Annotated in this window: 12 protein-coding genes; 5 read left to right on the top strand and 7 right to left on the bottom strand. The window is 39.7% G+C overall.

Annotated features, from left to right (window positions below; all coding sequences use genetic code 11):
- Positions 1-2 precede the first annotated feature (2 nt).
- The 3 genes from AB2N10_RS07525 to apt are packed head-to-tail and all read right to left on the bottom strand — an operon-like array spanning position 3 to position 2,785.
- The gene (locus AB2N10_RS07525) at positions 3-647 is read right to left on the bottom strand and encodes a DNA polymerase III subunit gamma/tau C-terminal domain-containing protein (RefSeq protein ID WP_369434580.1); all 645 of its coding nucleotides are present in this window, start codon (positions 645-647) and stop codon (positions 3-5) included.
- A gap of 22 nt (positions 648-669) precedes the next feature.
- Positions 670-2,235 carry a DNA polymerase III subunit gamma/tau gene (dnaX, locus tag AB2N10_RS07530; protein WP_369434581.1) on the bottom strand — a complete coding sequence of 522 codons (1,566 nt, stop codon included), beginning with the start codon at positions 2,233-2,235 and terminating at the stop codon, positions 670-672.
- Between the two features lie 4 nt (positions 2,236-2,239).
- Positions 2,240-2,785, bottom strand: coding sequence for an adenine phosphoribosyltransferase (gene apt, locus AB2N10_RS07535; protein WP_354624324.1), 546 nt, complete (start codon positions 2,783-2,785; stop codon positions 2,240-2,242).
- Positions 2,786-3,159: 374 nt separating this feature from the next.
- On the opposite strand from apt, the gene AB2N10_RS07540 reads away from it, so the two are divergent.
- The 3 genes from AB2N10_RS07540 (at position 3,160) to AB2N10_RS07550 (ending at position 6,299) form a co-directional block, all read left to right on the top strand.
- Complete coding sequence (locus tag AB2N10_RS07540) at positions 3,160-4,083, top strand: tRNA-dihydrouridine synthase (RefSeq protein WP_354624323.1); 924 nt, start codon at positions 3,160-3,162, stop codon at positions 4,081-4,083.
- A gap of 231 nt (positions 4,084-4,314) precedes the next feature.
- On the top strand, positions 4,315-5,349 hold the full coding sequence (locus tag AB2N10_RS07545) for a response regulator (protein WP_354624322.1): 1,035 nt from the start codon (positions 4,315-4,317) through the stop codon (positions 5,347-5,349).
- Positions 5,346-6,299, top strand: a complete 954-nt coding sequence (locus AB2N10_RS07550) for a diguanylate cyclase (RefSeq protein WP_354624321.1) — start codon at positions 5,346-5,348, stop codon at positions 6,297-6,299. Before AB2N10_RS07545 ends, AB2N10_RS07550 begins: the two co-directional genes overlap by 4 nt.
- Positions 6,300-6,393: 94 nt before the next feature.
- Here AB2N10_RS07550 and AB2N10_RS07555 read toward each other — a convergent pair whose 3' ends face one another.
- Genes AB2N10_RS07555 through rlmKL form a run of 4 tightly spaced genes read right to left on the bottom strand, consistent with a single transcriptional unit; the run spans position 6,394 to position 12,633 of the window.
- Complete coding sequence (locus tag AB2N10_RS07555; protein ID WP_369434582.1) at positions 6,394-8,214, bottom strand: DUF3466 family protein; 1,821 nt, start codon at positions 8,212-8,214, stop codon at positions 6,394-6,396.
- A gap of 3 nt (positions 8,215-8,217) precedes the next feature.
- Positions 8,218-10,137, bottom strand: a complete 1,920-nt coding sequence (locus tag AB2N10_RS07560; protein ID WP_369434583.1) for an ABC transporter ATP-binding protein — start codon at positions 10,135-10,137, stop codon at positions 8,218-8,220.
- A 23-nt stretch (positions 10,138-10,160) separates the two neighbouring features.
- Positions 10,161-10,409: a glutaredoxin family protein gene (locus tag AB2N10_RS07565; RefSeq protein WP_354624318.1), complete on the bottom strand. Its 249-nt coding sequence runs from the start codon at positions 10,407-10,409 to the stop codon at positions 10,161-10,163.
- A complete protein-coding gene (rlmKL, locus tag AB2N10_RS07570; RefSeq protein ID WP_369434584.1) occupies positions 10,402-12,633 on the bottom strand; it encodes a bifunctional 23S rRNA (guanine(2069)-N(7))-methyltransferase RlmK/23S rRNA (guanine(2445)-N(2))-methyltransferase RlmL in 2,232 nt (743 codons plus the stop codon). The genes AB2N10_RS07565 and rlmKL overlap by 8 nt, the downstream gene beginning before the upstream one ends.
- 329 nt (positions 12,634-12,962) lie before the next feature.
- Between rlmKL and AB2N10_RS07575 the strand changes: the two genes are divergently transcribed.
- Together AB2N10_RS07575 and AB2N10_RS07580 are read left to right on the top strand one after the other, a co-directional pair.
- On the top strand, positions 12,963-14,006 hold the full coding sequence (locus AB2N10_RS07575) for a GMP reductase (protein WP_354624317.1): 1,044 nt from the start codon (positions 12,963-12,965) through the stop codon (positions 14,004-14,006).
- An 858-nt stretch (positions 14,007-14,864) separates the two neighbouring features.
- A complete protein-coding gene (locus AB2N10_RS07580) occupies positions 14,865-16,022 on the top strand; it encodes an efflux RND transporter periplasmic adaptor subunit (protein ID WP_369434585.1) in 1,158 nt (385 codons plus the stop codon).
- Positions 16,023-16,069: the final 47 nt, after the last annotated feature.

Consider the following 16,069-nt stretch of genomic DNA (forward strand, 5'->3'; position numbering starts at 1 on the left):
AATTATAACGGTATAATACTATTTTCATAGATTTTTGCCGCATACTCTTTTTGCAATATTTTAACTAATTTATCTTCCTTAATCGCCTGTTTGGCTGCATCAAGATACTGTTGAAACAATGCAAATTCATACTCAATGGGTGTCATCGCCCCAGCAACATCCCCCACTTCGATATACATGGTCCGATCATTCCCATAGTGGGCTTTTAAACTCTCTTGTAGTTGCTCACATAATGTATGGTCATTCAGTAAATGTTGCTGTTCTGCTTTCAAGGTGAGTATCATTTTTTTATCCACTTGCTGCATGACACTATTTTTAGCTAAGAGTTTAACTAACCCCAGTAATTGCATTTGCTGAATGGCAAGAGACCATGAATCACTTATCTTATCCTCAACATATTTTGCAATATCAATCGTAGGCGTTTCGATTAACTGTTCACAGAGGAGCACTTCTTCATGCTCTGTATTGCTCTGGATTGCCGCAAGCGGTTGCTCTCCATGATGGTTATTTGTAAACGCGTCGTGACTGTTCAAATCTGAACCGTTATCATTTTCCAGTGGCGATGGTAAATCAGCCTCATTAGAAGTCCCAACACGCATCTCATCGGATAAGTAACTATCAATAGGTGGAAGTTCCTCTTCGGGCATCTCAGATGAGCTAAGCGCATTTTCAGCAAGCGTTTGTTGAACGACTGGGGCCAGGCGCTTTTTCCTGATTTTTTTCTGTTTCCGGCAGGTTAACCTGAGGGAAACTATCCTGCGGTTGAGCGACAACGTCTGCGATAATCGGACTATTCGTTGCCGCCTGTGACTTTTTTGCTTCTTCTCGCTTTTGTCGATGACTACGTAACATATTACGCGAATGCGTTACTTGCTGAACAGATTGTTGCTCATACGGCTCTTCTACTACATTATTTTCAGGCAGATTGTGATGCGTTGCATCTGGCAAAGCATCCTCAGCAAGCGACGCATCGGCAGCGCGTGCTGTTTCATTGGATGGTGATTCGGCTAATGCCGTGTCCGCTGGCAATGAAGCTTCGCTCTGTTCAGATTGATGAATAGCTATTTCATCGGATACCGGGGCGAACGTGGTTGTTTTGGGTTCAGGGGTCTTCGCTAATACTGCGCTGTCTAATTGAGTTTCATCGACGGCAATATAATTTGCAGGTTTAAAAGCTAATAAACGCATCACTGTCATTTCTAATGCAATTTTACCATTAGGGGCATAGGGATAATCTTTATAACCCTGCAGTGCAATTTGATAATAAAGTTGCACCTCCTCTGGACTTAAACGCTCCGCTAATAATTGCATCGCCGTTTTGTTACTATCATGTTTTTTCCCTTGCATCTGTAATAGTGCAAGCTGATGGCATAATCCAGCGAGTTCCTGATGCAATTTCGCAAAATCTGCCCCTAAATGGACAAACTCTTCAATTTTCTGAAACACTTTTTGCGTATTGCCTGAAACAATGAAATGCAATAAATAAACTAAGTGGGCATTATCAATGGTACCGAGCATCTTTAACACCGATTGATACTCTATATTACCTGCACCAAAAGCCAGTGCTTGATCCGTTAAACTTAAGGCATCACGCATACTGCCATCGGCAGCTTTAGCAATAACGGTAATAGCAGCATGCTCATAGACAGCTTGCTCCTGTTGCAAAATAAAATTGAGCTGTTTTTCAATCTCATCGGGCAGGAGCGCTTTTAAATGAAATTGTAAACAGCGAGACAACACCGTTATGGGTAATTTTTGTGGGTCGGTCGTCGCTAACAAAAACTTAACGTACTCAGGGGGCTCTTCTAATGTCTTCAATAACGCATTGAAACTATGTTTAGACAACATATGTACTTCATCAATTAAATAGACTTTATAGCGCCCTTGAGCTGGTTTATATTGAACGTTATCGAGTAATTCGCGTGTATCATCAACTTTAGTACGCGAGGCCGCATCAATCTCAAGCAGATCAACAAAACGCCCCTGATCAATCGCTTGGCAATTGACGCACTGTCCACAGGGCGTCGCTGTCACGCCCTGCTCACAGTTCAAACTTTTCGACAATATGCGGGCAATGGTTGTTTTACCGACGCCTCGCGTGCCGCTAAACAGGTATGCATGATGCACCCTATTTCTTGCTAAGCCATTCGACAGCGCGGTTAACACATGAGATTGCCCAATCACCTCTTGGAAATTTCGTGGCCGCCATTTTCGTGCTAATACTTGATAACTCACTAAATTACTCGCCTTCAAATTCAATTAAAGAAAAATGTGCAACACCTAATTCAGCGAGTTTTTTCCCGCCCTGTAGAGCTGGTAATTCAATAACAAAAGCGGATTCCACCACCTCTCCACCTGAGCGTTGAATTAATTTAACAGACGCTGCGGCTGTCCCACCCGTCGCTAATAAATCATCCACTAATAAAACTTTTTCACCGGGTTTTATGGCATCGTGATGAACATGCAAGGTATCTGTTCCATACTCAAGTTGGTAACTTTCTTCAATTGTTTCACGGGGTAATTTACCCGGTTTACGCACAGGCACAAAACCAACACCTATCGCAGCAGCCAATGGTGCACCAAAGATAAAACCACGCGCCTCAGTACCTACTATTTTATCTATATGCATATTTTTATAGCGCTCTACGAATAGTTTAATGGTTGCTGAAAATGCCTCTCCATTTTCGATTAAACTGGTCACATCACGAAACATAACACCAGGAATGGGGTAATCAGGAATGGTTTTAATACTCTTTTTTATAAGCTGTTGGGTACTGGAAGTCATTGATAATTACTCTTTAATAAATATTATGGCTAAGATTAATTAGTTGTCAGCCGTTGTGCAAGCGCTTGGCTCAACTATTGAAAATAACATTATAATTAACGCTAATACTACACCAAATTCTCCCGTTATACTCATGATACTTCAAGATCCAAAGTCAGCAACAAGAAGCGTGCCGAGTTGCGAGGCATAAAATAGGAGTCTAACTATTTTATAACAAAACAGCTGGGGGCTATTTGGCCTCCTCTGTTGGGGCTAGTTCCTGACTAAACCGCTAAGTTTAGGTGTGTATAGAACAATTAATAAAAAAATGGCCATTATTCCGATACCAACTTTCTCTAATTTCTATATTATGTGCAAAAAATGGTGGGGTGATTATGAGAATTATATTAGCACCGATGGAAGGTGTCGCAGATGCATCAATGCGCAGACTATTAACAAATCAAGGCGGTTTTGATTTATGTATTAGTGAATTTATACGTATTGTCGATATGAAACTACCAAAACGCGTTTTTTATCGCATCTGCCCAGAGCTCGATAATGATTGCCAGACAGAATCAGGTACACCAGTACGAATTCAGTTACTTGGTCAAGAGCCTAACTGGATGGCGGAAAACGCTGATAGAGCCATTCGTTTAGGCTCTCACGGCATAGACATCAATTTTGGTTGCCCATCTCGCACCGTCAACAAAAACAAAGGTGGCGCATCTTTACTACGTGAACCTGAAACTATTTACCAAATAGTTAAAAAAGTAAGGGAAACGGTGCCTGCTTACCAAACTGTTTCAGCAAAAATGCGCTTAGGTTGGGATTGTAAATCGCAATGTGTGGAGATAGCTCAGGCCATTGAAGCGGCTGGCGCAAATGAATTAACTGTCCACGCCAGAACAAAGGAGGAAGGCTATAAGCCCCCTGCTCATTGGCAATATATTAAGTTAATCAAAGACTCAACTAACTTAAACATTATTGCTAATGGAGAGGTCTGGAATAAGGATGATTATCTACGTTGCCAAGCAATCAGTGGTTGTGATGATATTATGATTGGTCGTGGTGCAGTTACCATTCCTAATCTTGCTCAGCATATTAAAGGTGCGGCGATAATGCCTTGGGCTGATGTTAAACAATTGATGATTGATTACGGTGGTTTCGAGACAATCGGCGATAGAGAGAAGTATTTTCCACAGCGCTTAAAGCAATGGTTTAAATATATTACTAAACAATATCCTGAATCTCATGCGTTATTCAATCAAATTCGTAGCATAAAAGATACAGAGCTAATCATGGAAGCGCTAACACAATAGAGTTAAGTGCAGTTAGATTTATCTATTCACAGCAACGCATTGATTTTTAGCCCCTTTGATATCGCTAAAATGGCAAAACAACCTAATTGGCAAGTAAAAAGAGATTAGCAACGATATCCCACAAAAAATATCCGTGTAACCTCTCTTTATAGGAAATAATTGATATATTGAATATCCTGAATCATTTATGATTATCTTAGTTTTTTATGGTTGTATTTTTTTAGGAGCAGTATGTCTCTACCTGTTTTAATTTGTGACGATTCGGCAATGGCACGCAAAGCAATTGCACGTTCACTACCCAAAGATTGGGATATCGATATAAGCTTTGCTGAAAATGGTGCGTTAGGTCTTGATGCCATTAGACAGGGAAAAGGCGATCTTGTTTTCCTTGATTTAAATATGCCTGTCATGGATGGCTACCAAGTTTTACAAACGATCCATAGCGAAGATTTACCTGCATTAGTGATCGTCATTTCTGGTGATATTCAGCCGCAAGCGCATAAAAAAGTCCGTGAATTAGGTGCCCTTGATTTTATAAAAAAACCCATTGAAGAAAAGGTTTTAATCAATTTATTGGATACCTACGGAATCTATAAAGCGAATGCGAGTCATGCCGTAAAAGATGAAGTTAAGGCTGAAATAAAAGGTGACCTACAAAACATAAAGCAAGACAATCTGGCATTACGCGATGCATTGCAAGAGGTCTCTAATATTGCCATGGGTCGTGCGGGGGATTTACTTGCCCGTCTACTCGATGTGTTTGTTTTATTACCGATCCCCTATGTCAATATGATTGAAACCAGTGAATTACAAATGGCATTCACCTCGATTGCCCATGACGATAATGTTTCTGCCGTTTCACAAGGATTTATCAGTTCAGGAATCAGTGGTGAAGCAATCATTATTTTTCATGATTCAAGCTTTACTGATATGGCAAAATTACTACGCCACCAAGATATTTTGGCGGAAAATATTAATATTGAGGTAATGAATGACATATCAAATATACTGATAGGTGCGTTTTTAAATGGGTTAGCTGAACAGCTCGACATTAATTTTAACCAAGGTCAACCAAACGTTCTCGGCCAGCATTGTCGCGTTGATGATTTGATTAAAGATAGAAAAAACCATTGGCAAAAAACACTGACCATTGAAGTTAACTATGGCATTGAAAACTACAATATTAAATGCGATTTGTTGCTTTTATTTACGGAAGACTCTATTGAAACATTAACTAACAAAATAGGATACCTGTTAAAAGAATGAGTAATATTAACCTAAAGGATATCCATTGGCTGTTCGATATGATTCAAAATATTGATGTCGGCCTCGTTGTGATCGACCTTGATATGAAAGTAAAAGTGTGGAATGGTTTTATGGAAAATCATTCTGGCTTGCTAACCGCGCATATTGTAGACAAAAAACTGAATGAATTATTTACTGATATTCCCAAAGAGTGGCTACAGCAAAAAATAAATAGCGTCTGCTTATTAAAAAACAAGGCTTTCACCACTTGGGAACAACGACCTTTTCTTTTTAAATTTAAAAGTTATCGGCCAATTACCAGCAGTGCCGAATTTATGTATCAAAACATTACATTTTTGCCTTTAACTGACATTAGCCAAAATGTGACGCAAATATGTATGATTATTTATGATGTAACGGATATCGCACTTAATAAAATGGCATTTCAAGATGCCAATCAAAAGTTAGAGCATTTAAGTCATACCGATTCATTAACACAGTTACATAATCAAGGTTTTTGGCGCGAACGGTGCCACCAAGAATTTAAACGCCATACACGTACTCAGCAACCTTCTAGTCTGATCATGTTTGACATTGACCATTTCAAGAAAGTAAATGATACCTATGGACACCCCTTTGGTGACGAAGTGATTAGAGAGGTGGCGAATAGTTTACGAAAAAATATGCGGGATACTGACATCGCAGGCCGTTATGGTGGTGAGGAATTTACCCTAATTCTTGTTGATACCGATCTAAATGGTGCGACGTTGGTTGCAGAACGTATCAGGCAATCTATCGAGGCCATTGAGTTCGTTTATGAAGGCACACCAGTAAAAGTTACTGCGAGTTTTGGCGTTGCCCACATCACAGGTAACACCCCTAATTATCATAGCTGGATAAAAACGGCCGATTTAGGTCTATACATTGCTAAAAATTCTGGCCGTAATCAAATCGGCATCACAGACCATTAACAATAAACTCTTATCAACAATAAAAAAGGCTTGTTTATTACAAGCCTTTTTTATCTTTTTAAGCCATCTGAAATATCAGAAAATGGCTACCACATTATAATATGGTTTTAGAATAACGACGAATCAACAATAAGGGTAATGCGAAAATCCACATCCAAAAACTTGCCGCGCCAGAACGTTTATTCGGTGTTTCAAGATCCTGTAACAATTCAGAATCCCAACAATTCGGGCTATCATTAGGCGTCATCTCTGCAGTAGCGATTAATTTAAAGGCAACTTGGGTAGCATTGACTTTATTTCGATAATCATCTGCACTCTGATATTTATAACCTTCCGCTAAAATGATGCCATCATTATTAATAACGCGAGCACTACGAATTCGTACAAATGGAGAAGTTACCACCCCATCGCTTTCAGTACAGAGCAAATCATTAATAAACCAGCTTTCGCCGCTATTGTTATCATATAAAAATGCACTTTGAGTACGAGGAATGCCATTTCTAACAGGCGCCACTTGATCATAATCATCGGCTTCGCCAACAATAAGTCCATGCTCATTAATATCATAAGCCAAGCTATTTGCACCACGTTTTTCACCGCTGTTGCCAGCTAAGCGCTGCTTCGTACTTAATACTTTTTTATCTAAAAGCGGCACTTTAATGGAAGCGCTATTGATGTCATAAACAAAAAATTCCGTTGGTAAATTTACCGATTTCGAAGAGTCGTATTCACGATTACCAATCACGATATTATTATCAGTAATAGCTTGCGCCCAGCTGTTATACAACATATTTTGAGCATGTTCATTACCATCATCGAGGTCATCATAAACTCGTTTCATCTCAACCGGTTTGCCATAAATGCCCTCACCATCAGGTGTCATTATAATCGCCCGGCCGCGTCCACCTTCACTATTATTGTTTCTTCTAAAAGTAGACATACCAACAGCAATACCTGAACTATTGATATCTAATGCGCTGGCACTGTATGTGTTACGTTTATTTTCATTGCTGTTATTGTCATCTAACCAGTGAGTCGCTAGTGCATAACCGGACAGTTCAGTCTCACTATCAAGCGCGTTAGTTACATCCCATGCCCATGCCTGAGTATCGAAACCAGGGCAATAAACTAAATCATTTAAAGAGTATCTATTATCATTTTGATCACTGAAATAACAATCGTTAAAATAATCGTCATTATTACGGGGGTAAGAGACACTAGCGGCACCAACAACAAGTGTTTTACTCTCTCCGTTTGCGTAGGTTACATCCTGCACTTTATAGGCACTACTAAAACCGCCATTGGTCATAAAATTTGGCAGTAATTGAATAGCCTGTGAAAAATTTTCTTTGATAAAAGCACGGCGAACAAATTCACGTTCATTGTCAATATAGGGTGCAGAAGCATAGCCAACCACATAATCAATACCATCTTGCACCGTTAATGAATTACTGACATCCGTCACACTAACATCACTACTACTATCGCTAAGCGCGTAGGGTATTTGTATTTGATCGCTACCATTTAATAGAGTGTTAGCCATAAAATAACTACTATAGCCATCTAAAGCAGCATTCGCCATCGCATTTCGCCATGCTTGATAAGCATTTTGATAACTTGCCTGCCCTGCAGTTTCTGAGCCATAGAACTGTAACTTACAAACGATCGTGTCCCATTGACACTCACGATTAAAGGTGAAAGGTAAACCGATATCGATATTACTCACTAAATTCGCTTTCAATGAGTTAAAGGCGATAAGCTGCCCATCCTCGGTCATTGCCGACGGGAATGGCCCATATTTAGCCCCATCCGCACTAACATTAAGTTCTTCAAATGTATAATAAGGCTGTTGATTCGCCCAACTATTACCTGCTAATAAGAAAACAGCAGTCGCCAAGGTAACTTTATATTTCATCTATCAATTTTCCCCATTTTGTAATTCTTCTAGCTCTTCCCAACGCATAAATGCGATTTCTAGTTGTTCTTCTGTTTTAGCAAGTTCGGCTAGGAATTGGTCTGCTTCATTTCTATTTTTAGTAAAAAATTCAGGTGCATTAATACTTTCTTGTAGCGTTGCAACTTTCGCTTCGAGCTCCTCTAACTGACGAGGTAAAGCATCTAATTCAAGTTGCAGTTTATAAGATAGCTTCTTCTTTTTAAGTTGTTTATCTACTTGCTTTGCGGTATTAGCTGGCACTTTCTCTTTTTTTGCTATACCAACAGGCTTCTGATTACTTGTACTCTGATCTCTGTGGCGTACAGCATCACCATAACCACCTACATACTGTTCAATATGTCCGTTTCCGTCAAAGAACCAAGTATTAGTTACGGTATTATCGACAAAACTACGGTCATGACTAACTAATAGTAGAGTGCCTTGATAATTTGCCAATAGTTCTTCGAGTAATTCCAAGGTTTCGACATCAAGATCATTGGTTGGTTCATCTAGAATCAACAAGTTATTAGGTTTTAGGAAAATTTTAGCCAATAATAAACGATTTTTTTCACCGCCAGAGAGCGCTTTTACGGGCGTACGAGCACGCACAGGATGGAATAAAAAGTCTTGTAAATAGCCTAATGCATGGCGTTTAACACCATTCACTTCAACCTCTTGCTTACCTTCCGCAAGATTATCCATCACCGATTTTTCGGGATCCAAGGTATCACGGTATTGATCAAAATAAGCCACTTCCAGTTTTGTACCACATTTTAGGGTGCCTGAATCTGGTTGTAATTGCTGTAAAAGTAATTTCAATAAGGTACTTTTACCGCAACCGTTGCGACCAACTAAAGCGATTTTATCACCACGCATGATAGTACATGAAAAGTCGCGTACGATGGATAAATCATCGTAGCTGTAAGCCACATTTTCAGCTTCGAAAATAATTTTTCCTGAGCGGCTTGCAACATCAATATTGATTTTAGCTTTACCGACCACATTCTGTCGTTCAGAACGTTCGTTGCGTAATGCTTTTAAAGCACGTACCCGCCCTTCATTACGGGTACGACGGGCTTTAATGCCTTGACGAATCCACTTTTCTTCAATAGCAAGTTTGCGATCAAATTCAGAGTTTTGCTCCTCTTCAACGCGTAACGCTTCTTCCTTAGCCACTAAGTATTCATCATAACCACCAGGCCATGAACTTAACTGACCTCGATCGATATCAACAATACGTGTTGCTAAGCGACGAATAAATTCACGGTCATGACTTATGAAAACAATTGAACCTTGAAAGCTCATTAAAAATTGCTCTAACCATTCAATAGTCCCCACATCCAAGTGATTGGTTGGTTCATCAAGTAATAATAAATCAGGATCATTGACCAGCGCTTTTGCTAAGGCCACTTTACGTAACCAACCACCTGACAATTGATCTAATGATGTATCGGGATCGATCGCCAAACGATCTAAAATTTGATTGATTTTACTGTCTAACTGCCACGCATCGAGCTGATCTATTTGCTCTTGTAATTTTTGTAATTTATTTAACTCTTTCTCACTACAATCTTCAGAAATAACATGTAATTGATGGTGATATGCCTTTAATATTTCCCCGGCATTTTCCATGCCTGAAGCAACAAAGTCATAGGCACTCATGGTATTCGCCGTCGGAGGATCCTGCTCTAAACGCGCAACTTTAACATCGTTATTAATCAGTAAGCTGCCATCATCTAATTGAATACGGCCATCCAATACTTTTAATAATGTTGATTTACCTGCACCGTTACGACCTACCAAACAAACGCGTTCGTTAGCTTCAATAACTAGATTAGATTTATTTAATAATGGGTTATCACCAAAGGCGAGTTCTGCATTGTGTAAAGTTAATAATGCCACTTAAGGTCTCTTTTTATTAGGTTTCAATTTTTATTAGATTCAATGTGTAGAAAATCGTTTAATAGCTTTAAATCAAATGGCCAGTACAAACTATTTCCACGCTCATCTTCCAGCACTGGAATGAAATAACCGTATCGATCCACTAACGCTTGAGAGTGGATGATATCGATTTTTGTATAAGGGGTATTTGCTTGTTGCAATATTCTGACGGCATCATCACACAAATGACAACCATCCGTAAAATATAACAGCAATGGCGCGCCATTAGTCATGCTTTGTTAAAATCCAACATTGATGAATTTTACTATTACGTTTAAAGTCTTCGGGAATCGAAGCCTGAGAAACGTCCTTAATCGCAAATCCTAATGCTTTAATTGCTTCTGCATCTAATTTAAATCCACGTTTATTATTAGAAAATATAATTTCCCCACGCGGGTTTAAACGGTCACTAGCAGAAGTAAGTAATGCAACATGGTCTTCTTGCACGTCAAACACATCACTCATTCGTTTAGAATTGGAGAACGTGGGAGGATCAATAAAGATAAGGTCGAACATCTCATGGGCGTGTTGTAACCATTTGATACAATCTTGCTGAATGAATTGATGTTTTCCTTTAATACCATTTTCGGCAAAGTTATCTTCCCCCCAAGCTAAATAGGTTTTTGACATATCGACACTCGTAGTCGATTTGGCACCACCTAGCGCGGCATGGACAGAAGCCGTTGCGGTGTAACAAAATAGATTAAGGAAATCTTTCCCCTTCGCCATTTGTGCTATACGCAAACGCGTTGGGCGGTGATCTAAAAAGAGCCCCGTATCGAGATAATCTTGTAAGTTAACAATTAACTTTGCAGCACCTTCTTGTACCACTAAAGATTGTTTTTTACTCGCCAATTTTTCATATTGCTGACGTCCTTTTTGACGTTCACGCACTTTGATAACGAGTTTATCATCGGAAAGATCCAACATATAACGTACAGTAGAGACGATATCTAAGAAGCGACGACGTACTTTCCCTGCATCAATCTCCTTAGGTGCGCGGTATTCTTGGATAATAATATAATCATCATAACGGTCAATAGCGACATTATATTCAGGCAAATCAGCATCATACAGACGATAACATTGAACATTTTCCCGTCGAGCCCATTTTTCTAATTTTTTCATGTTTTTAGTCAAACGATTGGCGAAGGCTTCTGAATATATTGCGGGTTTAATCTGTTTCGCTTCTTTAAAAACTATCGCTGATTCACTTTCATCTTGAGCGACAAGTGGATCACCGCCACGCCCCATTGTCCAAGGGTTTATCGGTTGTGATTCAGTGCTAACATCAGGTATCTGCGGTGCGATATCACGTTTGGGAGAAATACGATAATTTTTAAGGACACATTCTATTGGGCCATTAAAAAATTTAAAACTTTTACCTGCACGCATCCCTAAACAGCTAAGCAGCTCGGTATCCACGGCAAACATGGATAAATTCCAACCGGCAAAGGCATCTTTGAAATGGTGACCTAACTCCGTATAAAGCGTAATCGTATCGCTAAATCCACCTAAGCGCTCTCCATAAGGGGGGTTAGTCACAATAATACCGGTTTCTAACTCCTCGGGAGGTAATACTTTTTTAGCATCCTTAACGGAGAACTCAATAACCTCAAGAACCCCTGCTCTTTGCGCATTTTTTCGCGCAATTTCAATCATATCTCGACTTAAATCAGAGGCGTAAAAACGTGTTTCACATTTATTAACAGCGCGTTTTGCATACACTTGTGCTGACGTTTTTAGTGTTTGCCAAGAGTCGTTGTCATGTTTTTTCCAGTTTTCAAAACCAAAGCGGGTACGTAGTGTACCTGGTGCAATGTTAAGAGCCATCATTGCTGCTTCGATGACAATGGTGCCGGAACCACACATAGGATCAAGCAACGCTTCCCCCTGCCAGCCACTGCGTTTTAAAATCCCTGCAGCAAGCGTTTCACGCATTGGCGCTTCTCCTGCGATAGTGCGATAGCCTCGCAAATGCAAGGGTGAGCCAGATAGATCTAAATAAATTGTTGCTTTATCCTTCCACAAGCGGCCATTGAAACGAATATCCGCATCGCGCTTTTCAACATTTGGGCGATCATCGAATTTTTTACGAAAACGGTCAACGATTGCATCTTTAATTTTTAATGCACCAAATTGAGTATTACGGATGTCATCGTTGCTTCCAGAGAAATCAATAGAGAATGTGTTGCTAACATCAAAATGGTCTTCCCAGGGGATGTTGCTACAACCTAAATATAGGTCAAGGGAATTTAATACTTTGAATTCACTCAATTTTAATAGTACTCGCGAAGCAAAACGAGACCATAAACAAACTTGATACCCTTGCTCTAAGGTGCCATCGAAGGCCACACCACCATTCATCTGTTTGCAATTTTCAATACCCATCTCTTTCAGCTCAACTTCAAGCAGTGGGGCTAAACCTTTAGCGGTGGGGATAAAGTAACTTAACATAATGACTCTCGCGCAATAAATGGGGGGAATGAAACAGCCCGTATTATACCCAAACGCCACGAGAATGCGAGCATCGGCAATGAGTAAAAATAGAACCCAATAACCGGCTATTTTACCCCCATTGAAATTATCTCAATATAATCAAATTACGAAATGTAAAATATCTACAATTGACTTTTATTCTATTGCAAAAAAAAAATTAATCCCTATACTATTTTCAACCGGGGCGCTTGAAAAAAGTGCCCCGGTTTTTTTTTGCCTGCCGTTTATGCCTGTAAATCAAAACCCATTTGTTAACCATTTTGCTATCCATTTAGTAGGAAACAGTTATGCGTATTGAACAAGATCTAAAATTAGGTTTTAAAGATGTCCTTTTCCGTCCAAAACGTTCGACTTTAAAGAGTCGCTCACAGGTAGATTTATCCCGTGAATATACGTTCAAGCATAGCGGTCGTAAGTGGAAAGGAGTTCCAATAATTGCCGCAAATATGGATTCAGTAGGTAGCTTTAACATGGCTAAATCCCTTTCTGAGTTCTCAGTATTAACAGCCATTCACAAACATTACACCGTGGACGATTGGGCTGGATTTGTTAAAGAAAATACCGCTTCAGTATTAAATAACGTCATGGTATCAACGGGAACATCTGAAAAAGATTTCCAAAAAACCAAAGATATTATGGCCCTATCTGATGACTTGATTTTCATCTGCATTGACATTGCTAACGGCTACTCTGAACACCTTGTTGAATATGTTGAACAAGTGCGTGCGGCATTTCCTGATAAAGTGATCACAGCGGGGAACGTTGTTACAGGCGATATGTGTGAAGAACTTATTTTGGCTGGAGCTGATATTGTAAAAGTCGGTATCGGCCCTGGCTCTGTTTGTACAACGCGTGTTAAAACAGGTGTTGGCTACCCTCAACTTTCTGCCATTATAGAATGTGCCGATGCAGCACACGGTCTTGGCGGCTGTATTATTGGCGATGGCGGTTGTAGCTGTGCTGGTGATGTTGCAAAAGGCTTTGGCGGCGGCGCTGACTTTATCATGCTTGGCGGTATGCTTGCAGGGCATAGCGAAAGTGGTGGTGAAGTGATAGAAAAAGAGGGCGAGAAGTTCATGAAATTTTATGGAATGTCCTCTAAAAGCGCCATGGAAAAACACTCAGGTGGTGTCGCTAATTACCGTGCTGCGGAAGGTAAAACCGTTTTGTTACCTTATCGTGGTGGTGTATCAGAAACAATTCAAGATATTATGGGAGGTGTTCGCTCAACCTGTACCTATGTCGGCGCATCAACTTTAAAACAACTTTCAAAACGTACCACATTTATTCGTGTTCTTGAGCAAGAAAACAATGTATTTGGTAAAGAATAAAATAGTGTCAGCATAGATCCCCATGTCACCTCAAGATGCTTTGTCAGGCGATCTTTTTAGCGCTGACTTTGCAGCTTGAAGTAACATGGCTATATTCGCTCATTTTTAACAAACATAAATGAGCGAATAAACGGCACGCCATAGCAAGCTATGCCCCCTTATTATCCCCACCGACACTTATTTGATCTGCACTTCAAATAGCCAGATACAAAGTAATACCAATCGGATTAAGTATGTGATCTAAATTTTGCGCAGGAAAAATGGCTTAATTTGAGGCGTAAGTTGACGTAAATGGTTGCTCCCTTTACGAAACTTACAACAAAAAAGTAAGTTATTTTAATCCGCAAAATAGATCAGCTATTTACTCCGATTGGTATAATACTATATATCATTGCAACGCTGCTTTTCTAGGGCAATAAAATATCGAAGAGTTTCGATCAACAACTTAGTTTGTAAAAAAGCGAGGCTGGATTTAAATTTTTAATGATCTTAATAGAAGCTGCGTGTACTATTTAAGAGGTATTTTTGAATAAAAATGAGCGCTATCTATACTATAGAATAATTATTTAAATTTTTGATGTTTATAGGTTATTTGCATTACGTGAATAAAATTACTGACCATCTAAGTGAATAATTAATAGCGATAGGATTAAGTATCAGATCTCAATTTTACACAGAAAGAGACGCTTGAGTTAGAGGTGTGAGTATATGTGAATAGGTATTCCCTTCACGAAACTTACAACTAATATGGAAGTGATTTCAACCTGTAAAATAGATCTGCTATTTTATATGCTCTTTCTTCTCGGCGTTTTACGTCAACATTTAACATTAAGGCTGTGGTTAATGCAACGAGCAACTGTGAAAAAAATTCTGTTAATGCTAGCTGTTTTGATACTCGTTCTAGTATATAGCACCTATCAAAGGCAAGAAGCGCCTTTAACCGCTATTCAAGGTATGAGCAACGAAAACGATCCCTCAGCAACTGCTGTCGTTGTCGCCCCAGTTCGCCAAGATAATTTTAATATTGCTCAGTTCGCATTGGGCACCGTTACCCCGATAAATGTTGTTGATGTAAAAAGTCGCGTAGCAGGCCAGTTGATTAATATCGCCTTTGTAGAGGGCAAAATGATTAAGGCTGGCGAACTATTAGCTCAACTGGATCCAAAACCATTTGCCGCTCAGCTAAAACTTGCCGAAGGACAATTACAATTAAGTAAAGCGCTACTGGAAAATGCCAAGGCAGACGTAGAGCGCTATACATTATTACTTAGCCAAAAGTCGACATCAAAACAGACGCTCGAAGCTAAAGAGTCGCTTTTACAGCAATATAAAGCTACCGTAGCAGCAGATGAAGCGGCCGTTACCCGTGCTCAATTACAATTACAATACACTGATATTGTTGCGCCTATCAGTGGTCGACTAGGTTTTCGACAAGTGGATATAGGCAATGCAGTTAGCCCCACTTCAGCTAAAGGTATCGTGACAATCACACAGATAGATCCGATCGCCATTGTTTTCTCAATTCCTGAAGATACCTTACCTAAGGTACTCAAACAGATGCAGCTTAATGACAATATATCCGTTGATATTTATGATCGGGCCATGCACAAAAAAATGGCTACGGGACAATTATTAGCCGTTGATAACCAAATAGATCCCCACACTGGCACCGTAAAACTTAAAGCGCAACTTAATAATAGTAATGGTCAGTTTTACGCCAATCAATTTGTTAATGTATCAATGATAGTTGAGACATACCCACAGACAACATTAATCCCCACCTCTGCAATACAACGCGGTACACAGGGAACCTTTGTTTATCTGGTCGATGCCGATAATCTTGCCCGTGTCACCAAGATAGCGATCAGCGCAACTCAGGGTGAAGTTAGCGCGATTAGCACTGCAATCCCAAGTGGCGCTTTAGTTGTCACGCAGGGGGGAGATAGGCTAAAAGCGAATGCAAAAGTTAAAATAATAAGCAATGATGAAAATATGAGTGATAACGATGCTCAGTAATGCGATGCCATCTACAAAAATTAAAACTGACATCACCAAAAAAAATC

Origin of the sequence: Psychromonas sp. MME1, from assembly GCF_041080865.1 — a bacterium.
In the GTDB taxonomy this organism is placed as follows: Bacteria; Pseudomonadota; Gammaproteobacteria; order Enterobacterales; family Psychromonadaceae; genus Psychromonas.

What these genes read in the sequence shown, in the direction of transcription:
- AB2N10_RS07525 (WP_369434580.1), bottom strand. Translation starts at nt 647, where the DNA reads ATGCCCGAAGAGGAACTTCCACCTATTGATAGTTACTTATCCGATGAG.
- apt (WP_354624324.1), bottom strand. Translation starts at nt 2,785, where the DNA reads ATGACTTCCAGTACCCAACAGCTTATAAAAAAGAGTATTAAAACCATT.
- AB2N10_RS07540 (WP_354624323.1), top strand. Translation starts at nt 3,160, where the DNA reads ATGAGAATTATATTAGCACCGATGGAAGGTGTCGCAGATGCATCAATG.
- AB2N10_RS07545 (WP_354624322.1), top strand. Translation starts at nt 4,315, where the DNA reads ATGTCTCTACCTGTTTTAATTTGTGACGATTCGGCAATGGCACGCAAA.
- AB2N10_RS07550 (WP_354624321.1), top strand. Translation starts at nt 5,346, where the DNA reads ATGAGTAATATTAACCTAAAGGATATCCATTGGCTGTTCGATATGATT.
- AB2N10_RS07555 (WP_369434582.1), bottom strand. Translation starts at nt 8,214, where the DNA reads ATGAAATATAAAGTTACCTTGGCGACTGCTGTTTTCTTATTAGCAGGT.
- AB2N10_RS07565 (WP_354624318.1), bottom strand. Translation starts at nt 10,409, where the DNA reads ATGACTAATGGCGCGCCATTGCTGTTATATTTTACGGATGGTTGTCAT.
- rlmKL (WP_369434584.1), bottom strand. Translation starts at nt 12,633, where the DNA reads ATGTTAAGTTACTTTATCCCCACCGCTAAAGGTTTAGCCCCACTGCTT.
- AB2N10_RS07575 (WP_354624317.1), top strand. Translation starts at nt 12,963, where the DNA reads ATGCGTATTGAACAAGATCTAAAATTAGGTTTTAAAGATGTCCTTTTC.